Source organism: Pseudomonas sp. PS01301 (genome assembly GCF_029960215.1).
Taxonomy (GTDB): domain Bacteria; phylum Pseudomonadota; class Gammaproteobacteria; order Pseudomonadales; family Pseudomonadaceae; genus Aquipseudomonas; species Aquipseudomonas coleopterorum.
This window is the reverse complement of the sequence record NZ_JASCPM010000008.1, coordinates 106,010-132,957: the sequence shown is the minus strand read 5'-3', so window position 1 is coordinate 132,957 and position 26,948 is coordinate 106,010. Positions and strand designations below refer to the sequence as shown.

Below are 26,948 nucleotides of genomic sequence, written 5' to 3'. Positions count from 1 at the left end.
GTGAGCTTATCCAGCAGCTTCCTGCCTGAATTGCGTCGAGGAGATGTACAACAATGAAAGAGTGGAAAATCAGCTTCTTCAACAAGGATGGCGTACTGGACAGCATGGCGATCAATGCTGACACCTGCCCGTCGATCGAAGAGGCGGCGACCCTCGTGCGCTCCAGGCTGTACCCGGTCGCCGCCGAGCTGGATGAAGTCAACCTTCCCGATACCGTAGCCTCGCCGGTCGCCAAGACGCTCAAGTCCCAGCACAGCGTGGAAATCACTGCCATTACCGAAGTCGTGTGAACCGCGAGTGATCCGGGCCATTGGCACAGGCCCGGCCTTCGCGTTACTCTGCGCTCGAGGTCCTTGAGGATCTCGCTGCTCGTCTTTGCATCCCGCTTCTTGCGACACGCTCGATTCCAGGCGCTGCGTCACTGACGCCGCACCGCACCCATTCCTTGTCCCGAGGAGGTTCTGGAAGTACTGAAAGTCTATCCGTCGTTATTGCTGAGGGAGACGATTCATGAGCACAACCTATCAAGAAGACATCAGCAGCAATGTACTACGCCGCATGAAAGAGGGCGGCTTCGATTTCGCCCGCATCCATCCCATCGAGTTCTACGCGGTCTTTCCCGATGAAGACCGGGCGCGCACGGCTGCCGGCAAGTTTCGCGGCGAGTCGCTCAACGCCCAGATCAGTGAGCGCGACGACGGTGCCTGGCACCTGGAATTGAGCAAACTGATGTACGCCACCCACGGTGGCATCGGTGAATTCGAGCAGGATTTCGAAGCCGTCGTCGAACCCCTGGGCGGTGAGATCGAAGGCTGGGGCGTCAAGCACGAAGTCAGGCGTCCGCAGGCCTGAGCCGGAGTGAACCACAGCGGCATGGTGGTTCACGCTTCCCACCGAATGACAGGCAAAAAAAAGCCGCTCTCAAGGGAGCGGCGAATGGGAATTCGATGGATTCCAGCAAGCGCCAAGCTTTTGCCGGTTTCGATGAAATAATTATCAGCTAACGCCGCAAGCTATTGAATTCAACTCTGTCTATGCTGGTCATAGAGTCAAGCCGCTTGAACAATCCGCTTCGCAATGAAGCGTATGTCATCGGCGTTCGGACATTGCCGCACAAGAACGGTGCACGGTTCTCGATCAGGGATCCCAAGCACTTGATTTAATGGCACATATGCCGATGGCACGGGCCTTGCGAAGGCTCTTGGGTCCGGGTGACAAGGAGTACGGCATGAGCCGCACCTATTATGATGAGATGTACGATGCCGACGGCCAGGTTCGCCCGCATTACCGGGAGTTCGCCCGTTGGTTGGCCGAGACGCCGCAGGAATTGCTTGCCCAGCGTCGACGCGAGGCCGATTTGTTGTTTCATCGCGCCGGTATCACCTTCACCTTGTACGGCGACGAGCAGGGCACTGAGCGGCTGATTCCTTTCGACACCATTCCGCGCAGTATTCCTGCCAGCGAATGGCGGATCGTGGAGCGTGGCTGCATTCAGCGCGTCAAGGCACTGAACATGTTTCTGGCGGACCTGTACCACGACCAGCGCATCATCAAGGCCGGCATCATTCCTGCCGAGCAGGTACTGGCCAACGAGCAGTATCAGTTGGCGATGCAAGGCCTGGACTTGCACCGCGACATCTACTCGCACATTTCCGGGGTCGACCTGGTGCGCGACGGTGATGGCACCTATTACGTACTCGAAGACAACCTGCGCACGCCCAGCGGTGTGAGCTACATGCTCGAAGACCGCAAGATGATGATGCGCCTGTTCCCCGAGCTGTTCGCGGCGCAGCGCATCGCACCCGTGGATCACTACCCCAATCTGCTGCTCGACACCCTGAAAAGCTCGAGCGCCATCGACAACCCCAGCGTGGTCGTGTTGACGCCGGGTCGCTTCAACAGCGCGTTCTTCGAGCACGCCTTTCTGGCGCGCGAGATGGGTGTGGAGCTGGTGGAAGGGGCGGACCTGTTCGTGCGTGACGACAAGGTGTTCATGCGCACCACCGACGGACCCAAGCCGGTGGACGTGATCTACCGCCGCCTGGACGATGCCTTCCTCGACCCCTTGGCCTTCAACCCCGATTCCATGCTGGGCGTGCCTGGTCTGCTGGCTGCGTATCGCTCCGGCAACGTGGTGCTGGCCAATGCCATCGGCACCGGCGTAGCCGACGACAAGTCGGTCTACCCCTTCGTGACCGACATGATCCGCTTCTACCTCGACGAAGAGCCGATCCTCAAGAACGTGCCGACCTGGCAGTGCCGCAAGCCCTCGGAGCTTTCCCACGTGCTGGCCAATCTGCCGGATCTGGTGGTCAAGGAAACCCAGGGTTCGGGTGGTTATGGCATGTTGGTAGGCCCGTGTGCGAGTGCCGCGGAAATCGAAACCTTCCGGGCGCGCATCAAGGCCCGGCCCCATGCCTACATCGCCCAGCCCACGTTGTCGTTGTCGACCTGCCCGACCTTCGTCGAGAACGGCATAGCGCCACGCCATATCGATCTTCGCCCCTTCGTCCTCGCCGGCCGCGAAACCCGCGTGGTGCCCGGCGGCCTGACCCGCGTGGCCTTGCGTGAAGGCTCGCTGGTGGTGAATTCGTCGCAGGGCGGCGGGACCAAAGACACCTGGGTGGTCGAGGATTAAGGATGCCTGCCAATGCTAAGTAGAACTGCCTCTGATCTGTATTGGATGTCGCGCTATCTGGAGCGCGTCGAAAACCTGGCGCGCATGCTCGATGTCAGCTATTCGCTGTCGCTGATGCCCCAGGACGGCCGGGGTGACGGCCTGGATGAAATCGCCATGCCGCTGTTGATCACCGGCACCCTTGAAGACTACCTGGCGCGCCACGGCAAGCTGCACGCCGAACGCCTGCTGCATTTCTTCGCCCTGGATCCGGCCAACCCGGCCAGCATCTACAGCTGCCTGGGGGCGGCGCGTGCCAGCGCCCATGCGGTGCGCGGACGCATCACCGCCGACATGTGGGAGAACATCAACTCCACCTGGCTTGAGATCCGTGGCATTGCCGAGCAGGGCGTGGGTCGCTACGGCATGAGCCGTTTCTGCGACTGGGTCAAGGAGCGTGCCCACCTGTTTCGCGGAGCGACCTATGGCACCCTGATGCGCAACGACGCCTTCCGCTTCATCCGCCTGGGTACCTTCATCGAGCGTGCCGACAACACCCTGCGTCTGCTCGATGCACGTTACGAAATGCTTGGCGATGAAGCCTATTCGGTCGACGACAGCTCGGCACGTGGCTACTACCAGTGGAGCGCGCTGTTGCGCGCGTTGTCGAGTTTCGAAGCCTACACCGAGATCTACCGCGACGCGCCGGCGGCCAAGCCGGTGGCAGAGCTGTTGCTGCTGCGTGCCGACGTGCCGCGCTCGTTGCGCGCCTGTACCGAGGAGATCAACCAGATCCTCGCCGACCTGCCCGGTGCCAACGGCCGTCCGGCCCAGCGTCTGGCGGCCGAGCTGGACGCGCGTCTGCGCTATACCGGCATCGGCGAGATCCTCGACGAGGGCCTGCATGAGTGGTTGAACGAACAGATCCCACTGGTGCGCCAGCTGGGTAACGCGATTCACAGTTCCTATCTGGAGGCTGTATGAGGCTCAACATCAGTCACGAAACCGCCTATCACTACGATGATGAGGTGCGGGCCAGCATCCAGTACCTGAGGCTGACACCCCACGACAGCGAGCGCCAGCGCATCCTGAGCTGGCAACTGGACCTGCCGCGTCCGGTACGGGCCCAGCTCGATCCGTTCGGCAACATCCTGCATGTGCTGACTCTGGACGACCCTCACGATGCAATCATCATTGCCGCGCGTGGCCAGGTCGAAATCGATGAGACCCGTGAAGCCGAACACGAAACGCAATCACCTCTGCCGTTCCTGCGCTTCACTCGGCTGACCGACGCCGACGATGCCCTGCGTGCCTTCGCCGCCCAGCAGTGTCCCACCCGGCGCGACCGCAATGGCCTGATCGACCTGATGCAGGGCCTGCACCAGCGCATCGCCTACACCAGCGGCGCAACGGCCGTGGACACCAGTGCCGCTCAGGCCTTTGCCAGCGGTGCCGGAGTCTGCCAGGACCACACACACGCGTTTCTTGCCTGCGCTCGCAGCCTCGGCATCCCGGCGCGCTATGTGTCTGGCTATCTGTTCACCGAGGACACCGAGCACATGGCCAGTCATGCTTGGGCCGAGGCCTGGCTGGACGACGCCTGGTACAGTTTCGACGTGACCAACCAACTCGCGCGGCCCGAACGTCATCTAAAGCTGGCGGTTGGCCTGGATTACCTGGACGCCTGCCCGGTACGCGGCATGCGTCGCGGTGGCGGTTTCGAACAGATGCACGCCAAGGTCCTGGTCGCGCCGAGTGCGCCCGTCGTCAGCGTGGCTGTCCAGCCCCAATCGCAGAGCCAGACCCAAGGCTAGGCGTTCAATCTGCGCCATCGCTGGGACTGCGGGCCTGATGATGGTTTCATGCCTGGCTCCCACCGTTCAACTGAACAACCTGCCCAGATTGGGCAGGATCAGTACCAGGGTCATGGTGAACACGATGAGTCCGGCCTGACGGATTTTCGGATGTTTGAACATGGCAGACTGCCTATGAGTTATGTTCTTCCTGGCGCCAACGCGTGCTACAACCTGGGTTGAGCTTGGCGAAAAGGTGCACCCCCACGACTCGATGCACCCAATCGGCGGCATCAATAGTCATGCTTTTACCTTAGAACCCTTGATTGGCGCGGCTTAGAACGCTTTGCTGCAATTCAACGGGTTTTTCGAATCGAGTTCGACTAAGGAACTCTTCCGCTAAATTCGAACATGCCGGGCTAGACAGCCAAGACCGGGAATGCCCGTCTGCAGAGGCAATCTACCGTTCATCGGCTAAATTCGAAGCGGCTTCACTTGCCAGCGGAATCGATTAACGGGCAGGCTTGTCACCTGCGTTCCCTCTTCTTCGAGTGACCTATGACCCTCAACATCTGCATTCTGGAAACCGACGTCCTGCGGCCCGAACTGGTCGAGCAATACCATGGCTATGGACGCATGTTCGAAAGGCTGTTTGCCAGCCAACCCATTCCTGCCCGGTTCACCGTGTTCAACGTGATGAATGGCGAGTATCCGCCTGCCGATGCCCAGTACGACGCGTATCTGGTGACGGGCAGCAAAGCGGACTCGTTTGCCACCGACCCCTGGATCGAGACGCTGAAGGCGTTCTTGCTGGAGCGCTACCAGCGTGGCGACAAGCTGCTGGGCATCTGCTTCGGTCATCAGCTGCTGGCGCTCCTGTTGGGCGGCAAGGCCGAGCGCGCCACCCAAGGCTGGGGCGTGGGAACCCACGAGTACAGCCTGGCCAATCGCGCGCCCTGGATGACGCCGGAAATCGAGACCCTGACCTTGCTCATCAGCCATCAAGATCAAGTGACTTCGCTGCCCAAGGACGCCTCGGTGGTGGCGTCGAGCGAATTCTGCCCATTCGCGGCCTACCAGATCGGTGATCAGGTGCTGTGCTTCCAGGGTCATCCGGAGTTCATCCACGACTACTCCCGCGCGCTGCTCGACATCCGTCAGCAGCACCTGGGCGAGCCGGTGTACCAGCAAGCCATTGCCAGCCTCGACCGCGATCATCACGGCATCACCGTCGCGGAGTGGATGATGCGTTTCGTGGCGCAGGGTACCCAGCCCGCCCAGTGAAGGGGAACCGGATGCGGTAATGGCTCTGCGCGTCTGGCTACAGCCAGCCGGCGCGCTTGAAGCCGGCGAACAAACCGCTGCAGCCGGACACGATCACACCCAGCACGATGTAGTAACCGTAGTGCCAACTCAGCTCGGGCATGTTTTCGAAGTTCATCCCGTAGATGCCGGCAATGGCCGTGGGGAAGGCCAGTATCGCAGCCCAGGCGGCGAACTTGCGCTGGGTAATGCTTTGCCGCGACGACTCCAGCAGCAGGCCGATCTCGATGGTTTGCGTGGCGATGTCGCTCATGGTGCCCAGGTCTTCCATCTGCCGCGTGACGTGAATCTGCACGTCGCGGAAGTAGGGGCGCATGTTCTTGTCGATGAACGGGAAGTCCAGCCGTTGCAGCTCCTCGCTGATCTCGACCATGGGCGCCACGTAGCGCCGCATGCGCAGCAGCTCGCGGCGCAGCCCGTGCAGGTGCTGGATGTCGGCCTCGTTGAGCGAACCCCCGAGCACCCTGCGTTCCAGTGCTTCGATCTCGGCGTGGATGGTCTCACTGACTGGCTGATAGTTTTCGGTCACGAAGTCCAGTAGCGCATAGAGGACGAAATCCTCACCGTGATCCAGCAGCAGTGGTCGGGCCTCGCAGCGCTTGCGCACCGAGGCATAGGACGCCGAATGGCCATTGCGGCAGGTGATGATGTAGCCACGCCCGGCGAAGATATGGGTCTCGACGAACTCCACCTTGTCGTCGCGGCGAATGGGCGAGTAAGTGACGATGAACAGCGCATCGCCGAAGGTCTCCAGCTTGGGCCGGCTGTGCACCTCCAGGGCGTCTTCGATGGCCAGTTCGTGCAGGTCGAACTGCTTCTGCAACTGGCTCATCTGCTCGGCGCTGGGCTGCTCCAGGCCGATCCACACGAAATGCCCCGGGCGCCGTGCCCACTGCGCGCCTTCGTCGAGGTTGATATCGGTAATCTTCTTGCCCGCGCTGTATACGGCGGCGGCGACCACTCGGCCCATGATGTTCACTTCTTCGATTGGCGGGGCGGCCCGGTATGGGCCCGCTGTGGATAGGAGTGTCTAGGCGCGGCGCAGTTCGTGGTCCAGTTCATCGATCGTCTGCTGCATCTGGGCGCGGCAGCGTTGCAGCAGCTCGGCGGTGTCCTTGTGCGTCAGGCCTTGGGTGGCGATGGGCGCCAGCGCCCGCACACGCACCTGGCCACTGCGCCAGCGGCCCAGGCGCAGGGTGCGCCGATAGCGGCTGATGCACACCGGGACGATAGGCACGCCGGCATCGATGGCCATGTGAAAGGCGCCTTTCTTGAATGGCAGCAGTTCATCGGTGCCGTTGCGGGTGCCTTCGGGAAAGATCCAGATGGAGGTGCTTCGGTCACGCAGGGTTTTCGACGTGAGCTGCAACGAGCGGCGAGCCTCTCGGGCGTTCTCGCGATTGACCAGGATGTTGCCGCCCAGCCAGAACAACTGACCGAACAGCGGGATCAGCCCCAGGCTCTTCTTGCCGACCGCCACCGTGCGCGGCGGCACGATACCGCCGAGCAGGAACAGGTCGTAGTTGGACTGATGATTGGCAACCATGACGAAACCGGGCGGCTGCGCGTTCAGCGAATCCACTTGCGCCTCGACCTTTACACCCAGCACCCGTCTGGCGGGCAGTGAATAGAGCCTGGCAAACAACCGGGTGTTGTCGGGATGAAACGGTCGACACAGCCCGAGCAACAATCCCAGCACACCCACTGCAATGAAATGCAGCCCCAACAACACGAGACGAACGGCGTAGAGCATCCTGCGCAATACCTTCAACGGAAACCATCAGTGTACGGTCGTGCACCCCTATCGGCAATTGCGGGTCTGGCGTGCCGGTCGCTGTCAGAAGCCTTGCTCCTGATCGAGCAGGATCGCTTCGTCGAGGGTTTCCAGAAACGCGCGACGTGCCTTGAGCTTGGTCTTGGCGTGAGCTTTCATGTTCAGCTTCTGTAACCGCTGCGCGGCGGTTAGCGCAGCTGCCTGCAACTGCTCGGGCGCGACGATCTGATCGAGAAAACCGGCCTGCAGCGCGCCGGCCGGGTCGAACATTTCCGCGCCGATCACCGAGCGCTCGAAGGCCGCACGTCCCAGGCGATCCCGCGCCAGCTCGATGCCGGCATGGTGCATGGTCATGCCGATCTGCACCTCGTTCAGACCAATATGGAAAGGCCCCTCGACACCGATCCGGTAATCGGCCGACAGCAGCAGGAACGCACCCTTGGCCACCGCGTGCCCCGGGCAGGCGACGATGACCGGAAACGGGTGGCTCAACAGCCGGCGGGCGAGGGTAGAGCCCTGGGTGACCAGGCTGATCGCATTCTGCGGGCTCGAGGTCATGACCTTGAGGTCGTAGCCGGCCGAGAGAATACCGGCCTGCCCGGTGATGATCACCACCGCACGCGCCTGCACGGCCTGGTCCAGAGCGTCGTTCAACGCCGCAATGACCTCGGGCGAGATGGCATTCACCTTGCCGTTGTTCAGGGTCAAGGTGGCAATGCCGTCCTCGAATCGGTAATCGACCAGCTCGTTCATGCGCTATTCCTTATCATGTTGTGGCGCCGACGTTACCCAGCCTTGTCGGCCGGGTAAAGCGCCGTGACTGACTGACCAGTCACGCCAGCACCTGCGAAGAAATCCAGGGCTTTGCTTAAGCGCATGAAAATCTTGCAAAAAAGCTTTGCCATCACGAGCGCTTTCGACTACATTAGCGCGCCTCGACAGACCGAACAGGTTTGCAGAGAAACGGTGAAGTGTCCGAGTGGCTGAAGGAGCACGCCTGGAAAGTGTGTATACAGGAAACTGTATCAAGGGTTCGAATCCCTTCTTCACCGCCATATTCGATACGTCAGAAACCCCCGGAGCGCTTAGCGTTTCGGGGTTTTTTGGTTTCCAGGGAAATGATTCAGGTTATTCCCATGGCGAAGAATGCAGACCCAGGACCGCTACGACTGCGGCCCCGTTCAACGCACGAATCATCACTGCGGTTTGCGAAACCTCAAGGTCATTCGATCGCTCTCGCCAATCGCCTGGTATTTCTCGACGTCACCTGACATGAGCAACGGCGGGAGGGACCATATCCCCTTGGGATGATCCTTTGTGTCCTTGGGATTGGCATTGATCTCGCTCTTGGCCTCGAGAACGAAACCGGCGCGCTCGGCCAGCTCGATCACGTACGCTTGCGTCACATAACCCGTGGTGCGCATGCTGTGCATGTCAGCATGTTCTGGAGCCCTGTGTTCCTCGACGCCAAAGATGCCTCCGGGTTTGACCGCCTTGAAGAACGCGGCGAAATACTCATGCTCCTGGCCCGCCATTATCCAGTTGTGCACGTTACGAAAGGTCATCGCCAAGTCAGCCTTCCCGGCAGGCGCCACACTGATCTCCCTTGGCGGGTTGATATGCCGAACGATGACCTTGCCGAAGGTTTCAGGCTCGTTGACCAGCCGATCCTCGAACATCTCCAGAATTACGGGCATGTACGACTCGACGCCATCGGGTGAGAAATGCGCCGCATACAGCCGGCCATTCTCGGCCAGATAGGGCGCCAGAATCTCTGTGTACCAACCTTTGCCCGGCAGTATTTCCAGCACGGTCATGTCCGGTTGCAGACCGAAAAACTCCAGCGTTTCAAGCGGATGGCGTGCGGCATTGCGTGCGATGTTGTCTGGGCTTCGGTGGCTACCAATGACCAGCGACTCAAGCGTAGTACACGGCATAGAACATACTTCCATTTGATTTAGTTGTTTGACAGGACTGATCCTAGTAGCATCAAAGGACTAAATCAACCAGGGTCCCTCCGGTGAAGTTGAAATCCTTCGAGCAATTCAATTGCTCCCTTGCGCAAACCCTGTCGGTGATTGGCGAGCACTGGACGCTTTTGATCATCAGGGATGCGTTCTTCGGTCTTACCCGTTTCGATCAGTTTCACAAGAGCCTGGGGATCTCACGAAACGTGCTGACCCTGAGATTGAAAAAGCTGGTCGATGAGGGCGTTCTTCAGAAATCAGAGGGTCCGGGCCATCCGGAATACCGGCTTTCAGAGAAGGGCGCAGCGCTGCAGCCGATCCTCGTTGCCATGACGCAATGGGGCGAGCAGCACATGCCACACGCCGATGGTGAGCGAATTGTTTTCACGGATTCCCAGAACGGCAAACGTATCAGGCCAGTGTCCATCTGCGCCGACGACGGCCGCGTGCTCGGCCCCGGCGACTTGCGAGCCCAGTTCGGTCCTGGGGTAGGGAGTGGCGAGTCTGTACCCCGTCGACCCGTGACCCCGGCGGCCGTCTTGGGCGGCTTGATCGGCACCCGTAGCGACAGTCCGAAGCATTGAGCACCCCCATTTCACTTCCCTGCAAAAGGAGCTACTCATGAGCAATTCGAACAAGCCATTGGCCTTGGTGACCGGGGTCGGCCCTGGTACGGGAGCGGCGATTGCCCGACGCTTCGCCGAATCGGGTTATCGCGTGGCCATGCTGGCGAGAAATGCGGAAAGACTGGCGCAGTTGGAACGCGAGATCCCACATTCCATCGCGGCCCCCTGCGACGTGACCAATCACGAGGACCTGGCGAGTGCGATCCAGCGGATCGGAAATCCCGATGTAGTGATCCATAATGCGGTAGGCGGGGCTTTCGGCACATTCACCGAGGTCGATGCAGACGTCTTGCAGCGCAACTTCGAGATCAACACCATGGCGCTCTTTCACCTGGCACGACTGACGACACCGGCCATGATCGAAGCAGGTCGGGGTGCTCTGATCGTCACCGGCAATACCTCTGCGCTGCGTGGCAAAGCAGCCTTCGCAGGTTTTGCGCCAACCAAGGCAGCCCAACGCATTCTGGCCGAGTCCCTGGCCCGCGACCTGGGGCCCAAGGGAATCCATGTTGCCTACCTGATTATCGATGCCGTAATCGATGTGCCTTGGCAGCGCGAACTGCGTCCCGAAGCCCCGGATGATTTCTTTATCTCCCCGGCGTCGATCGCCGGCGAAGTCCATCACTTGGCTCATCAACCAAAGGATGCGTGGTCGTTCATAGCAGAGGTACGCCCCTTCCACGAGCCCTGGTAACCACTGCTTCCCTACTAGCTCGCCTTGGATGCCACGACACTGGGCATTTGTGCCCGTGTCACCAGTGCGATACCGGCGCACACGAGCACCAAGGCGGCCAGGTTCTTCCATTCGAAAATGCTCTCGCCCAGAAACAGTGCCGAGAGCGCGGCGCCGAATACCGGCACCAGAAACGCGAACACGCTGACCCTGCCAACCGGATTGTATTTGAGCAGCAGGCTCCACAGCGTGAATGCCACCGCCGACAGGAGGGCCAGGTAAACGAGCAAAAGGGTGGAGGCTGGTGTCATGTGACCCAGAGTGCCGCCAGTGGCATAGCCGCCCACGAGCAAAGCCATGCCGCCAATGGCCAGTTGCCAACCGGTCATCACCATCGCATCCATGCGGTGGGAGACGTATTTCCCATAGATGGACGCGGCCGACAGCACGAACGCGGCGATCACGATGAAGCCCTCACCGTGCAGCGACGGCAAGGCATCGAGCGGACCCACGCCGGCGTTGACGGTCAATACACCGGCAAAACCGAGCAGGCAGCCCACGCTTTTGCGCGTGGACAGCTTGTCGTTCTGATAGACGAAGTGCGCCAGCAGCACACTGAAAAAGGTGGTGGTGGCATTCAGAATCGACGCGCGCAGGCCCGTGGTAAAGGCCAGGCCGATGTAGAAGAACACGTATTGCAGGCCCGTTTGCAGGATACCCAGCAGGGCCACTTGGCCAAACGTGTGTCGGCTCAGGCGCAAGACCGGCTTGCCCATGGTGGCGGCGAGCAGCAACAGGCACAGGCCGGCCAGCAGAAAACGATAGCCGGCGAAAATGAGCTTGGACGACACGTCGTGCGGAGCGATCTGGAGCATCTCGTAACCGTTCTTGATCGCCGGATAAGAGCTGCCCCACAGGGCACAGCACAGCGTGGCCAGAAGCAATACGATTTTAGGGTCGGAAAGAAACTGCGATACGTTGCGTGCGGTAGGTGCGTTCATGGGGTGACCCACAATTCGACGACGCAAGAGGTGTTTTCTTCGCGCAGAACACACGGGCCACTGGCGTGTTCGCGTTCAATCGAAAAGGTTTCGGGGCAGGCAGGCAGCGATGAGTCCATCCGGGCGATCTCCATGATCTTATTTTTATGGAGGTGCAGTAATACCCTCTGATAAGACATCGTACAAGTAGGTCGAGGTCCGTATGCTTGATGACGGTGCGCACAGATGTGCCGGAATAAAAAAACCAGATCTACAGGCTTGCGGTCCGGGGATCTGGTTTATGTCGGGCTTTATCGACAATCCGTATCTTGCGTAAGGTTATGCGCAAAACGCCCACACTCGGCGGGCAATGAGTTCGCGCTCAGGCAACCAGGCGATGTACCGCAGCGGCGATCTCATCTCCGTGCTCTTGCTCAGCCTTGCGTAGCTCGTACGCTGTTTGTAGGTTGAGCCAGAACTCTGGAGTTGTATCCAGGCAGATGGCCAAGCGCAAAGCCATGTCAGCAGAAACGCCGCCGCGCTCAAGTAATATGTTATTTACGGTGGGCGTGGAGACATTCAAAGCACGGGCCAAGGCAGCAGCGCTAAAGCCCATCTCGCTCTGGAAGTCCTCGCGAAGAACCTCGCCAGGATGTACCGGTCGCATGCCATTCTTGAACATGATGCACCTCAGTGATAATCGACAATTTCAACGTTTTCGGGGCCGCTTTCGGTCCACGTGAAACAGATTCGCCATTGCATGTTGATACTAATGCTGTGCTGTCCCCGTCTGTCACCCTCCAGGGAGTGAAGTCGATTTCCAGGCGGTGACCGCAAGTCTCGAAGCTCGTTTGCCGCATCCAGTGCAGCCAGTTTTCGCTCTGCGACTTGCTTGATGTCGGGCCAGCGCCTGGTTCTGCCAGTGGTGAAAAGCGCTTCCGTGTCGGCACATGCAAAGCTTCGGATCATGGCTTGAATGCTTAACGTTATTCGTTAAGGTCGAGTGTACGCCCTTCATCGTTATATTCAAGTGATCGTTGACTGAGCAGGTGCTCCTGCGGGCCCAGGCAGCCTGTTGCACGGTGGTATTGAAAGTACCGGAGGCATCGGTGACCACGAACACCTCGAAACCTTCAACCAGCGCCGACAAGGTCGGGAGCGCCACGCACACATCGGTAACCACGCCGGCGATGATGATCTGCTTGCGGCCCGTGGCCTTGATCGCCTTGACAATAGTGGGCGCCTACAAACCCTCATGGGTTCTTGCGCAATCATTCGGTAGAACACTTTCGACACCAGGGTATTTCTGAAAACTGGCCCTCATGCAGCAGCACTCCGCGCCGATAAAGTCTTACAAGACCAACAATTCCAAACATCGCGGATGCATCCCTATGCTGCAGACCATTCAAGCTCGCTATACCGCTACCTTCGTCGGCTTCGTGCTGCTGATCGCCGTGCTCACGGCGGTCGGTATCAACTACTTGATCACGCCCAGCCTGACGAGCACCGATGAACGCAAACTGGTTACTGAAGCGGGGGAAATCAGTGCCGTGATCAAGGGTGAACTGGCACGGGTGCAGGCGCAGCAGCGCGTGATCACCGAAACGGTTCCGCAACTGGACAGCGACAGTATCGACCGCCTGCTACCCAGCATGGTCAATCAGTACGGGGAGTCGAAGGTATTCGGCGGTGGCATCTGGCCTCTGCCGAACAAGCGTACCGAGGGCCGGGCCAAGCACAGTACGTTCTATCATCGAGATGCCAGCGGCAAGCTCATCGTCAACACGCACTGGAACTCGCCGGAATCGCAGAATTACTTCGAGCAGTCCTGGTATCTGGGTGGGCTCAAGGCGCCCGCAGGGCAGTGCAATTGGGCGGCGGCCTATCAGGATGACGCCAGCCCCGAGCCGCGCACCAACTGCGCGATGGCCATCACCAAGGAGGGCGCCGCCTATGGCGTGGCGACCGTCGACGTGACCCTGGGCTTCTTCAATGACCTGATCGCCCAGAAAGAACGCGAGATCAACGCTGAGCTGATGATCGTCGAAAGCGACGGCAAGGTCCTGAGCAACCAACCAGAGATCCCCGGCAACATCGTACTCAAGAACCTCGGCGACCTGGCTGGCCAGTATCCTTTCGCAGCGGCCTTGCAAGGCTTGCTGAAAACCCAGGGTGCCACGCGCTCGACGTTCACGGGCAGCAGTGGCAAGGAGTACACCCTGTTCCTCCTGCCTGTCGAAGGCACGCCATGGAAGATGGCGGTGGCGCAGCCCACCGAGGTGCTGACGGCGCAGAGCAGCCATGTGCTCAAGACCCTGGCGATGCTGCAGATACCGATGGTGGTCATCATGCTGCTGGTGATCGTCTTTGCCCTCAGGCAACTGATGAACCGTTTGGCGGTGCTCAAGACCAATATCGATACGTTGTCGGCGGGTGATGCCGACCTGACCAAGCGCATCGTGATCCGCGCCGAGGATGAAGTGGGCGCGGTGGGCCACTCCATCAACCGCTTTATCGTCTATTTGCAGAAAATGATCACAGAAGTGTCGGACTCTTCTTCGTTGATCGCCGAGGGGATCGAACAACTGCGCGGGCAGTCCCGTGGCACCAACAGCATCCTGACTCGCCACGCCAGCGAAACCGATCAGGCCGTGACCGCCATCACCGAAATGAGCTCGACCGCTGATGACGTCGCCCGTAATGCGGCGCAAACGGCGAGCATGACGCAGGTCGCGAGCGAAAAGGCCCGCCATTCCAAGGTAGTGGTGGAGGATGCGTCCAGCAGTGTTCGCGAGCTGATTTCGGAGGTGGAAGAGGCGACCAGCAAGGTTAGGGCGATGGAGCACGATGCCCAACGCATCAACTCCGTGCTCGGCGTCATTGGCGATATTGCAGGGCAGACCAACCTGCTCGCGCTCAACGCGGCAATCGAAGCGGCACGGGCGGGCGAACAGGGTCGCGGTTTTGCCGTGGTTGCGGATGAAGTCAGGGCGCTTGCAGGGCGTACCCAGACCAGCACCTCGGAGATCAACGAAATGCTCACTCGTCTGCAGCACGGTGTGAGTGCCGCAGTGGTGGCGATGGAGAACACCAAGGAGCGTTGCCAGGCCACGGTCGACAAGACGTCCAGGGTCAACGAAGGCTTGGACGGGATGACCGAGTCGGTGGTGCGCATCAATGACCTGAGCACTCAGATAGCCACGGCGGCTGAAGAGCAAAGTGCCGTCAGCGAAGAGATCAACCGCAACATGGTAGCGGTACGCCAGATCGTCGATGAATTGGTCGCCGGTGGCGCGCAGAGCGAGAGCAGCACGTCGGCACTCGCCGCGTCCAACGCCAATCTCATCGCGGTCGTTCGACGCTTCAAGGTGTAAAGGTAGGGCCTGCCTCCGTGGGGGCAGGCCGCATCCTCGAGTATTCAGATCACCGGGCTGGTCGTGTAGGGGCTGCTTGCTTGCATACCGAGCAGCTCGTTGGCCTCGACGCAGTTTCGACCTCGTTTTTTGGCGCGATAAAGCAGCCGATCCGCCTCTTTCAGGGCCGCGGTGTAGGCGTCTTGTTTCGGCGCAGTGATTGCCACCACGCCCAGACTCACCGTGACGTTGCCCAGCGGGCTGGCAGAATGCGCTATGCGGGCATCGACGATGGACTGCCTGACCTTTTCGGCCACGCTGAGCGCGCCGGCGAAATCCGTTTCGGGCAAGAGAATCACAAACTCTTCGCCACCATACCGCGCTGCAAGATCGCCCGCTCGCTGCACGGCGGCGCCGATAAGGCTGGCCACCTCCACAAGGCAGTCGTCACCCCGGACATGCCCGTAGTGGTCGTTGTATTGCTTGAACCAATCGATGTCCAACAGGATGATCGCGAGCGTCGACCGATTGCGGCTGGCCCGTCCCCATTCCTGTTGCACAGCGACGTCGAAGCGGCGCCGATTGGCCAGGTGCGTCAGGCTGTCGGTCTGCGCGATGATCTCCAGTTCGTTCTGGGCGCTCTGCAACTCGCTTTCCGCGGTGATCAGTTGCTGGATCTGCTTGTACAACAATACGCTCAACACGATCAGCGCCAGGCAGATCAGGGCCAGTATCCCCACCGATCGATAGGCATATGCCCACCAGGGCGCGAATACGTGGTGAGAGGACACGCCAGCAGCCGCGACCATGGGCAGGCCGGCAACGCGTCGGTAGGCATAGATCCTTTCCACGCCATCCACCAGCGATTTGGTCACCGCAATACCGCTGTTGCTCTGGGGAAGGTAGCGCGAGAAAATCTCGCCTTTGGCCAGATTGGTGGTCATCAGCGCGGTCAGGGTCGGGCGTCGAGCCAGCAGATCGCCGTTGTTGAGTGCCAGGAAAATAACGCCCTGGTCGTCTACGTCCATTCGCTCGAAGAAGTTCTGGAAATAAGCCACGGGCACAGTGGCCAGTACCACGCCGGCAAAACTGCCGTCCGGACCATCGATGCGTCGGCTGATCGGGATGACCATGTCACCGGTGAGGCGACTTTTCACGATGGAGCCGATTTGAACCGACCTGTCCGAATGGTCGCGGTGATAGATGAAATACGGTCGATCACTGTTGTCGTTGCTTTGCAGTCCTTGGGAGAACGAATTGACTATCCAGTTGCCTTGGGCGTCGTAGATGAAAAGCCCCTGTATGGCTTCCATGTCCGCCACGTCCTGAGCCATCAGCTTTGCGAGGCGATCTCGCTCACCAATGGCCAGGCCGTCGTGCTCCACGCGTTCCACAAGGTCGCGCAGGGTATTGTCGGCCTGGCGCACCGTATCCTGTGCTTGCTGTTCAGCGGCACGAACGACGTTCGACACGGCCACCTTGGCGGTCGCCACACGTTCCTGCCTGGACAGGTTCATTTGCCAGGCCGTCGCCAGGATCAAGGACAGGCACACCAGCGCAATGAAACCGATCAAGGCTTTGGTCAGCGACGACGGCGAAAGTCTGGCGGGGGTGAAGTGACGTAATTTCATATTGATGTCATAGGATTGGCGGCGAACCGGACCGATGCAGTTTTCGTACCGATTGGCCGAGTTCATGCGAGCGGTTGATTGAAATGGATGGCCATGCGCAAGACCTTGTGTTGCCTGGCATACGCCTGAAACCGGTACTGTCGACCAACGCCCGGTGCCATAGGGTCATGCAGTACCGCTAATGATTGCGTGGGCGGTACAATCATTTAGAAGTACGACGCTGTGCACTAAGTTGTTCAGCCATGATTAAACTGTAGAAGAGCTTGTATAGGAATTTGTATTGAAGTTGTTACATGTCAAGAACGATGCGAACAGCAATCAACCCGTCGGGACTTTTCATCAGATAGAATTCGTTTATTCAACTCTGGTGGCCTGAAAGGTGTACCCTTAACACACATTTATCAGAATCTACACTCATGTCACCTGAAACCGGAGCGAGCCAGAAGATCTCAGCAGCCTTGGCGCATCGGGTTGGCAGCCTCGTTGACAATTTTCAAATCGCCGATGCGATCATTTCCATGTTCGAGGATATCGATGCCACCCTCACGCCAATCATTGGGCCGAAAGGCGTTGCTGCTTTATACCGTCGCAGCCTTTTCTTGTGCATGTCGACGCATCCGGATTATGCAGAAAGATACAAGGGACTCGCTGCTGCGATGAACCTGACGCAACTACGTTCACTCCTGAGCGAGCAAGAAAAGACCGATGCAGTCATGTTTAGCGAGCAATTGCTGAAGACATTCTACGAGCTCCTCGCCACCCTGATCGGACGATCACTGGCTGCACGATTGCTACTGGACGTGTGGGGAAATTTTCTGAGCGGCCCAGCTCCGCAGGACACACCACAATGAGTACCAAAGTCACCATCAACCGCCTCAAGACCGGCGTGCCAGGCTTCGATGAAATCCTCGGCGGGGGGCTACCCGAGTTTTCGTTCAACCTGATCGCAGGTCCACCTGGATGCGGGAAAACCACGCTGGCGCATCACATGATGTTTGCCTTGGCGACGCCTGAACGTCCGGCCATTTTCTTCACCGTGCTGGGCGAGCCGCCGCTCAAGATGCTGCGCTATCAGCAGCAGTTCGATTTCTTCGACGAGGAAGCGGTCAATACGTCGATACGCTACGTCAACCTGGCAGACGATACCCTCGCCGGTGACCTGGACGAGGTCCTTCGACGCATTGTCAGCGAGGTGGAAACCCATTCCCCTGCATTGGTGTTCGTGGATTCGTTTCGGTCGGTGGTGTTGGCCAGCGAAACGGAATGCAATCCGAACAACAACCTGCCTCAGTTCGTGCAACAGCTGGGCATGTTGATGACCACCTGGCATGCCACGACGTTTCTGCTGGGCGAGTACTTCAACGAGTTGGACAGCAACCCCATCTTCACCGTGGCCGACGGATTGATCTGGCTTCGCCAAAGCGTCCAGCGCAACTCGATGGTGCGCAAGATGGAAATCATGAAGATGCGCGGGCAACCGACGCTACCGGGTTTGCATACGTTCCGTATCGGCCAGGGCGGCGTCACTGTGTTTCCACCGGCCTCGGTAGGCAACCAGCAAAACGATGCGCTCTTCCAGGGTGGCGTCGCGCAACGATTGGGCATGGGCGTGGCCCATCTGGACGAGATGCTGGGCGGTGGCCTTCCTCAGAGCTACTCCCTGTTGGTTGCCGGCCCTTCGGGTTCAGGCAAGAGCCTGCTGGCGGCGGCGTTCCTCGAGGAAGGCGCGCGTTGTGGCGAGAAAGGTGTCATGGCGGTCTTCGAACAACGGCCCAGCCACCTGCGCAGCGCGGAACTGACTCGCCTGATCCAGAACGATCAGGTCGGCGTAGTCGATCGACGCGTGCCGGATCTGTCCATCGATGAAATCGTGCAGCAACTGTTCAGTGAGATTCAGCGGTTGGGTGCGACCCGGGTGGTCATCGACTCGTTGTCAGGGTTCGAACTCGCCGTTGCCCCGGCTTTCCGGGAGGATTTCCGCGAGTCGTTGTCGCGCATGGTCAGTACGCTCACCTCGACCGGGGTCACAGTGTTGATGACCTCCGAGCTTGAAGATCGCTACAACGATCTCAGATTCAGTCCTTACGGAACGGCGTTTCTGACCGATGCAATCATCGTGCAGCGGTATATCGAAGTCGACAGTCGTCTGCAGCGCATCATGGCCGTGGTCAAGGTCAGGGCCAGTGCGCATTCGGACGAGCTGCGGATGTATCGCATCGATGACAACGGCTTGCAAATCGGGGGTAGGGTCCAAGGCCAGGAGGGACTGCTGGGTGGCCGGCCGACTCGACGCCATTGTTCGACGTCACCTGCTGGAGAAGATATCTCATGAGAGCACCTAGTGAATGAGTCGAAGGGAGCAGACGCGCGTGAAAACAAGGACGAGGCTCATAAGCTAGCTTTCACCGATCCAAGGAAGAAGCGCCAGGTGCTTGCCCATCTGGCTGCGCTGCAGCGCGAACTTCTTGAAGCAGAAACGGTTGCTGGCAATGGCGTGCACATACAGCTGTTGGTGGAGGCCAACCAACGGCTGGTCCGCGCCGCCCTGGCAGTGCCTGATCTTCCATCGGTGCAGGAACCCGCCACACTCAAAAGCCTGCAGCAAGAAATGCAGGAAGCCAATGAACACCTGGTCCTGGCGGCGCTCAGGGCTCAAAAGCTTCAGGCCGATGCTGAACACGCATTGTCGCAACAGAGAAATGCATTGACGTCGGTGGTGCATGAAATGCGCAACCCACTGACACCGATCAGTCTGCTGGCCCAGCGCATGCGCATGACGCCCAGTTGTGATGTTCCGCAGATGGGCGTCCTGATCGAAAATCAGGTCAAGCACCTGTCACGGATGATCGAGGACTTGCTGGATATCTCCCGCGTAAGCAGGGGGAAGCTGAGCCTGAATTGCACACCGGTCGATATCGTTCCCATCCTTCAGGAAGCCGTCGACAGCTGTGCCTCCCTGATACTGTCCAAGACGTTGACATTCGATGTTTCACTTCCAGCGACGGAAGTCATGGTGAACGGCGACCGTGTCCGCATCATGCAGATCTTCACCAACATCATTACCAATGCGGCGAAATATACACCGCGAAACGGAATGATCGCGTTGATATGTACACCGGCCGAGAAAACCCTTGCCGTCGTTGTATCGGACAATGGCATAGGTATCCCGTCGAGCCTGCTGCCTCGTATATTCGATCCCTACGTCCAGGACGTGGAAGCCATCGGCTTCGACGGCTCGGGCTTGGGTATCGGGCTTACCGTGGTTCGGGAACTGGTGGATGCGCACGGTGCGCGTATAACTGCGCACAGTGACGGTCCAGGGCGAGGTAGCCAATTCACCGTTACCTTCCCGATCATCGACTGATAGCGCTTTTTCCCTTCGTTTCGATTGACTCATCAGGCAGGTTGACATGAACACAGAAACCGACAAGAACGCCGAGAACGCTGACGCGCCAAATACTCCAAACGATCCGATCGTGCAGAAGGAGGTTGGCAAAGGCCTCACGGATGATGAGCGTGTCAGTCGAGAAGCCGAATCTGAAGGGGAGGGGGCAAGGGTGGAACTCGGTCCCGCAGATCTGGACCGACTTCCAAAGAACTAGCAGCCCCCGCGTGTCAGTTCAGTGGGTGGCTCAGCGCGTTCACTCGATGTCCTCATAGGGCAGGCCGACGTAGTTTTCGGCGATGCTCTGACGTCCAGCGGCCGAGCCCACGAAGTAGTCCAGTTCGGTTTGCTGGATGCGCTGGCCGAAAGCATCGGTATCGGGAAAGCGATGCAGCAGCGAGGTCATCCACCAGGAGAAGCGTTCAGCCTTCCAGACCCGGCGCAGGCAGATCTGCGAGTATTTCTCCAGCAGATCGGTGCGCCCCTCGCCATACACCTTGAGCAGAATGCGATACAAGGTGCTGACGTCACTGGCCGCCAGATTCAGACCCTTGGCGCCGGTGGGCGGAACGATATGGGCAGCGTCGCCGAGCAGAAACAGGCGACCGTACTGCATCGGTTCGACCACGAAGCTGCGCAGCGGCGCGATGCTTTTTTCGATGGAGGGACCGGTAACCAGCCGCTCGGCGATAGGCGGTGGCAGGCGAAGCTTGAGCTCGTCCCAGAAGCGCGCGTCCGACCAGTCCTCGACCTTTTCCTCGGCGCCCACCTGCACGTAATAGCGCGTGCGGGTGGCTGAGCGCATGCTGCACAAGGCGAAGCCACGCTCGTGGTTGGCGTAGATCAGCTCATGATTGACCGGCGGGGTGTCGGCGAGAATCCCCAGCCACCCGAAGGGATAAACCCGCTCGAAAATCTTCAGCGCCTCGGCTGGAATCGCTTGTCGCGAGACGCCATGAAAACCATCGCAACCGGCAATGTAATCGCAGTCCAGGCGAACCGTCTCGCCGTTGCGCTGAAAGGTCACATAAGGGCTGTCGGTTTTCATGTCATGGGGCTGAACGTCGTCGGCATCGTAGAGCGTCAGCGCGCCCACGGCGGCGCGGGCTTCCATCAGGTCACGGGTGACCTCGGTCTGCCCGTACACCATCACCGTTCTGCCCCCTGTCAGCGCTTTGAGATCGATGCGTTCACAGCGTCCGTCGAACGCCAGCTCGAACCCATCGTGGACCAGGCCGCAGGCGTCCATGTGCGCGCCAACCCCTGCTTCACGCAGCAGATCGACCATGCCTTGCTCCAGCACCCCGGCCCGAATTCGGGAGAGGATGTAGTCGGGATTCTTGCGTTCGATGATGATGTTGTCGATGCCGGCACGATGCAGCAGTTGCCCGAGCAAAAGGCCGGACGGGCCGGAGCCGATGATAGCGACTTGGGTTTTCATAGAGAGCTGTCCTCAGGTGTGCCACTGGGGCACGAGGCCTCACAGAGCACTTTTTATTGTTGTCTCCGGTATTTTTGATGACTGAACTTGAGATAAGAAGGCAATATTCGGCATATTCCATGGACTTTCGGTGGATCGTCCCAAGGCAAAGCCCGAGATGTCGAAATCCTCAGCGATACCTGTCCCGGTGTTCAAACTGTATGGCGAAACCGGCGCCTGGCCGACGCCCGACCTGATTCACTGCGAGTCGATACCTGCGCGCAGCCAGCTTCACGGCTGGGAAATAAAGCCCCATCGACACAGTGATCTGGTGCAGCTTCTGTACGTGCAGGCCGGGCAGGCGAGCCTGAAAGTGGAGGAGGTGATCAATCACGTCGATTCGCCTGCTCTGCAAGTCGTTCCGGCGCTGAGTGTGCACACCTTCAAGTTCTCCGAAGACATTCAGGGCTACGTACTCAGTCTGGCGCAGCCGTTGGCCGAGCAACTGGGCAGCTTGCTCAACAGTCCGGTGCTGACCACTGCGGCCTGTTATCCGATCGGTACTGAACGCCCCTATCTGGACACACTGTTTGCAACCCTGGCCCAGGAGTACAGCCAACAGCAGTCCGGCCGTGACGCGATGCTGCAATCGCTGATCACCGTGCTGTCGATCTGGCTCAGTCGCCGCAAACAGGCGCTGTCCTTGTCGCACGCCGCGCAACCGGACCGGGGCCGGGAGTATCTGCAGGACTTCACCCGGGCATTGGAGCTGCGCTTTCGCGAGCATTTGCCCATCGACCACTATGCCGCCACCCTGGGGATCAGCAGCGCTCACCTCAACGCCCTGTGTCGGCGCCTTTCAGGGCAATCCGCATTGCAGATGATCAATCAGCGCCTGTTGCTCGAAGCCAAGCGCGACCTGGTGTACACCACCATGACCATCGGCCAGGTGTCCGACCGCCTGGGTTTTCCGATCCGGCGTATTTTTCGCGTTTTTTCAAGCGCGGCACGGGACAGTCGCCGAAGCAGTTTCGCGTGCGTGATCCGAGTTACACGTTGCAGCCAGCCGAGACTTATCGCTAATATTGCGAATAGTTATCATCTACGGATAGGCGTACTGGCTGATGGGGACGCACAACTCGTTCGAACAGGATGTCGAAGTCCTCTATGTGCGACATCACAGCTGGCTCAAAGGCTGGCTCCAACGCCGTCTGGGCCAGGCTGCGGATGCCGATGACCTGGCTCAGGACACCTTTGTGCGGATCATCCGTTCCCGCAATCCGGTCGATGAACTCAAGCAGCCGCTGGCGTACCTGGCGACGATTGCCAACAGCCTGCTGGTCAATCGCTGGCGACGCCTGGCTGTCGAGCGCGCTTATGCCGAAGCGCTTGCCACACAGCCCGAGCACGTCGAGCTGTCTGCCGAGCAACGCTACCTGCTGATCGAAACCCTCACCGAAATAGACGCACTGCTGCAGGGTCTGTCGCCACGTGTCCGGGAGATCTTTCTGCTCTCGCAGCTGGATGGCATGACCCACAAACAAATCGCTGCCCAGTTGGGGCTCAGCGTGAATCAGGTGCAGAAGTCCATGCTCAAGGCATTCAGTCGCTGCTACGCCAGTCTGTTCGAGTGAAGCCCGTGTCTGCACGCTGCACCTCAGAGTCGCCGATCCGTGCCGAGGTGCGAGATCAAGCACTTGCCTGGTTCACCTTGAGCCAATCCGGCGACATCAGTGAGACCGATCTACAGCAACTGCAGCGCTGGCGACAAAGCGACAGCGAGCATGAGCGCGCCTGGCAACGCATGACAGGTATGACCGATGTCATCAAGAACCGCGCCCAGGCGCTGGAAAGCCCCGTCGCGCGCCGCGCCTTGCAACAGACCCGTTACGTCAGTGGCGACCGACGCCAGGCATTGAAAATATTGATCGGTGCCGGGTTGCTGGGGGCAGTGGGCTGGCAGACCAAGGACGGCCATTGGCTGCAATCGGCTCTGGCCGATCTGAGCACGGCAACCGGTGAGCGCCGTCGCCACCGGCTGGCCGACGGGACGCAGTTGTGGCTCAACACCGACAGCGCAGTGGACATCCGCTTTGACGCTCATGAGCGGCGCATCCTCGTGCGCTACGGCGAGGTGGATATTCTCACCGGTAGCGATTCGGCTCGGCGACCTCTGCTCGTGCAAACGCGTGATGCCCTGCTGCGTCCGTTGGGCACGCGCTTCACCGTACGCTGCGACGAGGCGGGGTCAGGCACACTGTTGTCAGTGAGCAGCGGTCGCGTGGCGGCTTCCATGCCCGGGAACCTGGCGGAGCAGATCGTCGAGGCGGGTTATCAGGCCCGCATCGCTCGCGGAAGCATTTCCCACCCCCAGCCGATCAACGCGGCCAGCCTTGCCTGGATCGACGGCTTCATCGTGGCCGAGCGCATGCGGCTGGGCGATTTCGTGGCGCAATTGGCGCGCTATCGCAGTGGTGTCCTGCGCTGCGATCCACAGGTGGCCGATCTGCTGCTTACCGGCTCCTACCCACTGGACGACAGCGAACGCATTCTCTCGCTGCTCGAAGACAGCCTGCCGGTGAGCATCGTGCGCCGCACGCGCTACTGGGTCACCGTAACGGCACGGGGTTCAGCCTGATTTTTTTTTCAAACGGGAGGCAGTTTTTCGATTCTCGATTGGCCTGGGGATATCCCCGCCATGTAGGCGGCCTTTTCAGCCCTTCCGGAAACACTGCATGAAGCATCCTATCCATCACCGTCGCCCGGCCCTAGGCCACACCATCGAAGAAACCCGCGTCTGGTCTTTGCCGTTGCTGCTGGCCAGCAGTCTTTCGTTGGGCACAACGCTGGCCGCCCCTGGGGTGTACGCCCAGGAGCCGGTTGCGTTGGCCTCGGCGTTGGTAAGCTTCTCGGTCGCAGCCGGGCCGCTGGATCAGGCACTCAGCCAGTTTGGGCGTCAGGCGGCAATTCCCCTGTCTGCGGATGCTCGTTTGACCGCCGGCCTGTCCAGTCCCGGTCTGCAAGGTTCGTTCAGCGTGGAACAGGGCTTCGCCCGTTTGCTGAGGGGTACGGGCCTTGCTGTGGTGAAAACCTCGCAGGGCAATTACCTGCTGAACCAGGTCGTCGAAGAGCAGGGCGCCGTGGAGCTCGGAGCCACCAGTATCGATGCGCGAGCCCTGGGCCTTACCAGCGACGGTTCCGGGTCCTACACCACGACGGCGACCACGACCGCGACACGTTTGAACCTATCGTTGCGTGAAACGCCGCAGACCGTCAGCGTCATCACCCGCCAGCGACTCGATGACCAGAACCTCACGAGCCTGGCCAAAGTACTGGAGCAAACCCCGGGTATTTCTCTGCAACCGCTGGATTCGGAGCGGGTGAACATCTACTCCCGCGGCTATGGTATCGACAGCTATCAGTACGACGGCGTACCTACCACGTTGGTGGTTTCCACCAGCGCCACCCCGCAAAGCCTGTCCGACATGGCGATCTATGATCGTATCGAAGTGTTGCGCGGTGCATCCGGGCTGCTGACCGGGGCCGGCGATCCCTCGGGCACCATCAATCTGGTGCGCAAGCGCCCCACCGATCAATTGCAGGGCTATGTCAGCGCAGGCCTCGGCTCGTGGGATCAGTACCGTACCGAGATGGACGTTTCCGGACCCTTGACGCCCACGGGCAACATCCGCGGGCGCATGGTCAACGCCTATCAGCAAGGCAATAGCCACATCGATCACTACCAGACAGAGAAACAGATCCATTACGGCATCGTCGAAGCCGACTTGACCGACAGCCTGCTGCTGACCGCTGGCTATGACTATCAGAAACAAGACCCGCGCGGCGTGTCCTTCGCCAGTTTCCCGCTGTTCAACAGCGAGGGCGGGCAGACCGATTTTTCCCGCTCCACCAACCCGGCGTCGCGCTGGAGCAGGCGCCAGCAGGACACGCTGAATGTCTTCTACTCGCTGGAACAGCAGTTGGCCAATGACTGGGCGCTGAAGGCTTCGGTCAATCAGATGTACAGCAAGCGCGATTCGAAACTGGCTTCCGCCAGCTGGGGGTTTATCGACGAAGCTACCGGTGACGGCATGCAGCTCTATGGTGGCTCGTCGACCGGCTGGCAAAAACAGACCGGGATTGATGTCAACGCCAAGGGCCCGTTCCGGTTGTTCGGGCGTGAGCATGAACTCGTGATCGGCATGACCTACACAAAGTTCGAAGACCACAACGATCCTGCCGCGGGCGAAGATGTCGAAGGTCGCTCCATCAACTACTACACGTGGAACAACCGTACCGAGGAACCTCAGGGCAACGGCCAGATTCTGTTCGATAACGACACCACCATTCGCCAGTTGGGCACCTACGCCGCCGTGCGCCTGCGGCCTGCCGATGACGTGTCGATCATCCTCGGCGGGCGGGCCAGCAACTATAAATACGACAGCTACTACCATTACCGGGCGCCGGCAGATGCCGCCAACAGTAGCGATACCCAATACCAGGAGCACGGCGAGTTCACCCCCTACGCCGGTATCGTCTACGACCTGACCGACCAACACTCGATCTACGCCAGCTACACCAGCATCTTCAAGCCGCAAAGTGTGCATGATCGGGACGGCAAGTCCCTGGAACCGCGTACCGGCGATGCGTTCGAGGTTGGCGTCAAAAGCGAGTTTCTCGACGGTCGCATCACCACCAGCTTCGACGTGTTCATGACCAAGCAAGACAACCTGGCAGAGCTTGATCCAGGACAGATCGTCAGCGGCACCCTCAGCGAACGAGCCTACCGTGCAGTCAACGGCGCCAGGACCCGCGGTTTCGATGCGGAGATCAACGGTGAGATCCAGCCCGGCTGGAAAGTCGCGGCCAGCTACACCCACGCCGTGACGGAAAACGCCGATGGCGACCGGATCAATACCGTTGCGCCCGCCGAGCTGGTCAAGTTCTGGACCACCTATCGCATGCCCAACGAACTGGATCGGCTGACCCTGGGCGGTGGCGTCAACTGGCAGAGCGGCATCCACTTCAGCACCACGCCGTGGCAGTTGAGCAAGACGGTCAAAGCCAAGCAGGACGACTACGCGGTCTTCAACCTGATGGCCCGCTACGAGTTCACCGACAACCTGTCTGCGCTGGTCAACGTCAACAACCTGTTCGACAAGAAGTACCTGAGTTCACTGGATGAAACCTTCCTCGGCGGTTACTACGGCGACCCACGCAACCTCATGGTCACGGCTAAATACCAGTTCTGATGGGCAAGCGGTCTTGAGCCTGCAGGTTGCTACGGTCATCCAGGCCTGGGATGGTGCCGAGGCCAACGAAGGTATGTTGTTTGGGGGCGTGAAACTCCGGTGAACCGCGGGCAGTTCGTCTGTAAGAACTGGTAGCACACTCGATGAGCGAATT

General features: G+C 59.7%; 25 protein-coding genes, 1 tRNA gene and 2 pseudogenes. 18 read left to right on the top strand and 10 right to left on the bottom strand.

The annotated features are described in order from the left end of the window. Window positions 1-53 precede the first annotated feature (53 nt). The 6 genes from QMX89_RS06580 to QMX89_RS06555 all read left to right on the top strand — a co-directional run bounded on the left by QMX89_RS06580 (window position 54) and on the right by QMX89_RS06555 (window position 5,694). The gene (locus QMX89_RS06580) at window positions 54-290 is read left to right on the top strand and encodes a hypothetical protein (RefSeq protein WP_049862124.1); all 237 of its coding nucleotides are present in this window, start codon (window positions 54-56) and stop codon (window positions 288-290) included. Between the two features lie 220 nt (window positions 291-510). Continuing rightward, a complete protein-coding gene (locus QMX89_RS06575) occupies window positions 511-852 on the top strand; it encodes a ribonuclease E inhibitor RraB (RefSeq protein ID WP_049862123.1) in 342 nt (113 codons plus the stop codon). A gap of 376 nt (window positions 853-1,228) precedes the next feature. Beyond that, complete coding sequence (locus QMX89_RS06570) at window positions 1,229-2,638, top strand: circularly permuted type 2 ATP-grasp protein (protein WP_049862122.1); 1,410 nt, start codon at window positions 1,229-1,231, stop codon at window positions 2,636-2,638. Window positions 2,639-2,650: 12 nt separating this feature from the next. Further along, window positions 2,651-3,601, top strand: coding sequence for an alpha-E domain-containing protein (locus tag QMX89_RS06565; protein ID WP_049862121.1), 951 nt, complete (start codon window positions 2,651-2,653; stop codon window positions 3,599-3,601). After that, window positions 3,598-4,431 (top strand): transglutaminase family protein, encoded by an 834-nt coding sequence (locus QMX89_RS06560; protein ID WP_282347533.1) that lies wholly within the window; start codon window positions 3,598-3,600, stop codon window positions 4,429-4,431. Before QMX89_RS06565 ends, QMX89_RS06560 begins: the two co-directional genes overlap by 4 nt. Before the next feature lie 537 nt (window positions 4,432-4,968). Continuing rightward, a complete protein-coding gene (locus QMX89_RS06555; RefSeq protein WP_192067628.1) occupies window positions 4,969-5,694 on the top strand; it encodes an amidotransferase in 726 nt (241 codons plus the stop codon). A 37-nt stretch (window positions 5,695-5,731) separates the two neighbouring features. Here the strand turns inward: QMX89_RS06555 and QMX89_RS06550 are convergent, their stop codons facing one another. The 3 genes from QMX89_RS06550 to QMX89_RS06540 form a co-directional block, all read right to left on the bottom strand. Next, entirely contained in the window at window positions 5,732-6,703 is a 972-nt protein-coding gene (locus QMX89_RS06550; RefSeq protein WP_056843743.1) for a magnesium and cobalt transport protein CorA, read from the bottom strand. A 60-nt stretch (window positions 6,704-6,763) separates the two neighbouring features. Continuing rightward, complete coding sequence (locus QMX89_RS06545) at window positions 6,764-7,486, bottom strand: 1-acylglycerol-3-phosphate O-acyltransferase (protein ID WP_056843742.1); 723 nt, start codon at window positions 7,484-7,486, stop codon at window positions 6,764-6,766. A gap of 84 nt (window positions 7,487-7,570) precedes the next feature. Then, a complete protein-coding gene (locus tag QMX89_RS06540) occupies window positions 7,571-8,260 on the bottom strand; it encodes a crotonase/enoyl-CoA hydratase family protein (RefSeq protein ID WP_282347532.1) in 690 nt (229 codons plus the stop codon). Window positions 8,261-8,472: 212 nt separating this feature from the next. On the opposite strand from QMX89_RS06540, the gene QMX89_RS06535 reads away from it, so the two are divergent. Beyond that, window positions 8,473-8,562 (top strand) — tRNA-Ser (locus QMX89_RS06535). A 141-nt stretch (window positions 8,563-8,703) separates the two neighbouring features. On the opposite strand, the gene QMX89_RS06530 is transcribed toward QMX89_RS06535, so the two are convergent. Next, window positions 8,704-9,324 carry a methyltransferase gene (locus QMX89_RS06530; protein WP_282347531.1) on the bottom strand — a complete coding sequence of 207 codons (621 nt, stop codon included), beginning with the start codon at window positions 9,322-9,324 and terminating at the stop codon, window positions 8,704-8,706. A 203-nt stretch (window positions 9,325-9,527) separates the two neighbouring features. Here QMX89_RS06530 and QMX89_RS06525 point away from each other — a divergent pair, with 203 nt between their 5' ends. Together QMX89_RS06525 and QMX89_RS06520 are read left to right on the top strand one after the other, a co-directional pair. After that, window positions 9,528-10,058, top strand: coding sequence for a helix-turn-helix domain-containing protein (locus QMX89_RS06525; RefSeq protein WP_049862114.1), 531 nt, complete (start codon window positions 9,528-9,530; stop codon window positions 10,056-10,058). A 37-nt stretch (window positions 10,059-10,095) separates the two neighbouring features. Continuing rightward, the gene (locus tag QMX89_RS06520; protein WP_282347530.1) at window positions 10,096-10,794 is read left to right on the top strand and encodes an SDR family NAD(P)-dependent oxidoreductase; all 699 of its coding nucleotides are present in this window, start codon (window positions 10,096-10,098) and stop codon (window positions 10,792-10,794) included. Window positions 10,795-10,808: 14 nt separating this feature from the next. Here the strand turns inward: QMX89_RS06520 and QMX89_RS06515 are convergent, their stop codons facing one another. The 4 genes and pseudogenes from QMX89_RS06515 to QMX89_RS06500 all read right to left on the bottom strand — a co-directional run. After that, a complete protein-coding gene (locus tag QMX89_RS06515; protein ID WP_282347529.1) occupies window positions 10,809-11,774 on the bottom strand; it encodes a DMT family transporter in 966 nt (321 codons plus the stop codon). A gap of 361 nt (window positions 11,775-12,135) precedes the next feature. Further along, window positions 12,136-12,435, bottom strand: a complete 300-nt coding sequence (locus QMX89_RS06510; protein ID WP_043185531.1) for a HigA family addiction module antitoxin — start codon at window positions 12,433-12,435, stop codon at window positions 12,136-12,138. Between the two features lie 8 nt (window positions 12,436-12,443). After that, window positions 12,444-12,722 carry a type II toxin-antitoxin system RelE/ParE family toxin gene (locus QMX89_RS06505; RefSeq protein WP_192067679.1) on the bottom strand — a complete coding sequence of 93 codons (279 nt, stop codon included), beginning with the start codon at window positions 12,720-12,722 and terminating at the stop codon, window positions 12,444-12,446. Between the two features lie 91 nt (window positions 12,723-12,813). Continuing rightward, a pseudogene (locus tag QMX89_RS06500) lies at window positions 12,814-12,984 on the bottom strand (isochorismatase family protein); the annotation flags it as partial. A gap of 154 nt (window positions 12,985-13,138) precedes the next feature. Here QMX89_RS06500 and QMX89_RS06495 point away from each other — a divergent pair. Continuing rightward, window positions 13,139-15,127, top strand: coding sequence for a methyl-accepting chemotaxis protein (locus tag QMX89_RS06495; protein ID WP_282347559.1), 1,989 nt, complete (start codon window positions 13,139-13,141; stop codon window positions 15,125-15,127). Between the two features lie 44 nt (window positions 15,128-15,171). Here the strand turns inward: QMX89_RS06495 and QMX89_RS06490 are convergent, their stop codons facing one another. Continuing rightward, on the bottom strand, window positions 15,172-16,737 hold the full coding sequence (locus QMX89_RS06490) for a sensor domain-containing diguanylate cyclase (RefSeq protein WP_282347528.1): 1,566 nt from the start codon (window positions 16,735-16,737) through the stop codon (window positions 15,172-15,174). 416 nt (window positions 16,738-17,153) lie between these two features. Between QMX89_RS06490 and QMX89_RS06485 the strand changes: the two genes are divergently transcribed. From QMX89_RS06485 to QMX89_RS06470, 4 genes are read left to right on the top strand one after another with little or no spacing between them, the layout of a single operon-like run. Continuing rightward, window positions 17,154-17,588 (top strand): hypothetical protein, encoded by a 435-nt coding sequence (locus QMX89_RS06485; protein ID WP_049862110.1) that lies wholly within the window; start codon window positions 17,154-17,156, stop codon window positions 17,586-17,588. Continuing rightward, window positions 17,585-19,069: an ATPase domain-containing protein gene (locus tag QMX89_RS06480; protein WP_282347527.1), complete on the top strand. Its 1,485-nt coding sequence runs from the start codon at window positions 17,585-17,587 to the stop codon at window positions 19,067-19,069. Before QMX89_RS06485 ends, QMX89_RS06480 begins: the two co-directional genes overlap by 4 nt. A 9-nt stretch (window positions 19,070-19,078) precedes the next feature. After that, window positions 19,079-20,101 (top strand): HAMP domain-containing sensor histidine kinase, encoded by a 1,023-nt coding sequence (locus QMX89_RS06475; protein ID WP_282347526.1) that lies wholly within the window; start codon window positions 19,079-19,081, stop codon window positions 20,099-20,101. Between the two features lie 46 nt (window positions 20,102-20,147). Beyond that, window positions 20,148-20,339, top strand: a complete 192-nt coding sequence (locus QMX89_RS06470) for a hypothetical protein (protein WP_282347525.1) — start codon at window positions 20,148-20,150, stop codon at window positions 20,337-20,339. 39 nt (window positions 20,340-20,378) lie between these two features. Here the strand turns inward: QMX89_RS06470 and pobA are convergent, their stop codons facing one another. After that, window positions 20,379-21,563, bottom strand: coding sequence for a 4-hydroxybenzoate 3-monooxygenase (pobA, locus tag QMX89_RS06465; RefSeq protein WP_282347524.1), 1,185 nt, complete (start codon window positions 21,561-21,563; stop codon window positions 20,379-20,381). A 157-nt stretch (window positions 21,564-21,720) separates the two neighbouring features. Between pobA and QMX89_RS06460 the strand changes: the two are divergent. From QMX89_RS06460 to QMX89_RS06445, 4 genes and pseudogenes are all read left to right on the top strand, one after another. Next, window positions 21,721-22,625 (top strand): annotated as a pseudogene (locus tag QMX89_RS06460) (helix-turn-helix domain-containing protein). A 41-nt stretch (window positions 22,626-22,666) separates the two neighbouring features. Further along, window positions 22,667-23,176 carry a sigma-70 family RNA polymerase sigma factor gene (locus tag QMX89_RS06455; protein WP_282347523.1) on the top strand — a complete coding sequence of 170 codons (510 nt, stop codon included), beginning with the start codon at window positions 22,667-22,669 and terminating at the stop codon, window positions 23,174-23,176. A gap of 5 nt (window positions 23,177-23,181) precedes the next feature. Next, complete coding sequence (locus QMX89_RS06450; RefSeq protein WP_282347522.1) at window positions 23,182-24,180, top strand: FecR domain-containing protein; 999 nt, start codon at window positions 23,182-23,184, stop codon at window positions 24,178-24,180. Window positions 24,181-24,277: 97 nt separating this feature from the next. Continuing rightward, a complete protein-coding gene (locus QMX89_RS06445) occupies window positions 24,278-26,794 on the top strand; it encodes a TonB-dependent receptor (protein ID WP_282347521.1) in 2,517 nt (838 codons plus the stop codon). The last annotated feature ends 154 nt before the right edge of the window (window positions 26,795-26,948 follow it).

Coding starts and splice junctions, on each gene's coding strand:
- QMX89_RS06580 (WP_049862124.1), top strand. CDS start 54: ATGAAAGAGTGGAAAATCAGCTTCTTCAACAAGGATGGCGTACTGGAC.
- QMX89_RS06575 (WP_049862123.1), top strand. CDS start 511: ATGAGCACAACCTATCAAGAAGACATCAGCAGCAATGTACTACGCCGC.
- QMX89_RS06570 (WP_049862122.1), top strand. CDS start 1,229: ATGAGCCGCACCTATTATGATGAGATGTACGATGCCGACGGCCAGGTT.
- QMX89_RS06565 (WP_049862121.1), top strand. CDS start 2,651: ATGCTAAGTAGAACTGCCTCTGATCTGTATTGGATGTCGCGCTATCTG.
- QMX89_RS06560 (WP_282347533.1), top strand. CDS start 3,598: ATGAGGCTCAACATCAGTCACGAAACCGCCTATCACTACGATGATGAG.
- QMX89_RS06555 (WP_192067628.1), top strand. CDS start 4,969: ATGACCCTCAACATCTGCATTCTGGAAACCGACGTCCTGCGGCCCGAA.
- QMX89_RS06550 (WP_056843743.1), bottom strand. CDS start 6,703: ATGGGCCGAGTGGTCGCCGCCGCCGTATACAGCGCGGGCAAGAAGATT.
- QMX89_RS06545 (WP_056843742.1), bottom strand. CDS start 7,486: ATGCTCTACGCCGTTCGTCTCGTGTTGTTGGGGCTGCATTTCATTGCA.
- QMX89_RS06540 (WP_282347532.1), bottom strand. CDS start 8,260: ATGAACGAGCTGGTCGATTACCGATTCGAGGACGGCATTGCCACCTTG.
- QMX89_RS06530 (WP_282347531.1), bottom strand. CDS start 9,324: ATGACCGTGCTGGAAATACTGCCGGGCAAAGGTTGGTACACAGAGATT.
- QMX89_RS06520 (WP_282347530.1), top strand. CDS start 10,096: ATGAGCAATTCGAACAAGCCATTGGCCTTGGTGACCGGGGTCGGCCCT.
- QMX89_RS06515 (WP_282347529.1), bottom strand. CDS start 11,774: ATGAACGCACCTACCGCACGCAACGTATCGCAGTTTCTTTCCGACCCT.
- QMX89_RS06510 (WP_043185531.1), bottom strand. CDS start 12,435: ATGTTCAAGAATGGCATGCGACCGGTACATCCTGGCGAGGTTCTTCGC.
- QMX89_RS06505 (WP_192067679.1), bottom strand. CDS start 12,722: ATGATCCGAAGCTTTGCATGTGCCGACACGGAAGCGCTTTTCACCACT.
- QMX89_RS06490 (WP_282347528.1), bottom strand. CDS start 16,737: ATGAAATTACGTCACTTCACCCCCGCCAGACTTTCGCCGTCGTCGCTG.
- QMX89_RS06485 (WP_049862110.1), top strand. CDS start 17,154: ATGTCACCTGAAACCGGAGCGAGCCAGAAGATCTCAGCAGCCTTGGCG.
- QMX89_RS06480 (WP_282347527.1), top strand. CDS start 17,585: ATGAGTACCAAAGTCACCATCAACCGCCTCAAGACCGGCGTGCCAGGC.
- QMX89_RS06470 (WP_282347525.1), top strand. CDS start 20,148: ATGAACACAGAAACCGACAAGAACGCCGAGAACGCTGACGCGCCAAAT.
- pobA (WP_282347524.1), bottom strand. CDS start 21,563: ATGAAAACCCAAGTCGCTATCATCGGCTCCGGCCCGTCCGGCCTTTTG.
- QMX89_RS06455 (WP_282347523.1), top strand. CDS start 22,667: ATGGGGACGCACAACTCGTTCGAACAGGATGTCGAAGTCCTCTATGTG.
- QMX89_RS06445 (WP_282347521.1), top strand. CDS start 24,278: ATGAAGCATCCTATCCATCACCGTCGCCCGGCCCTAGGCCACACCATC.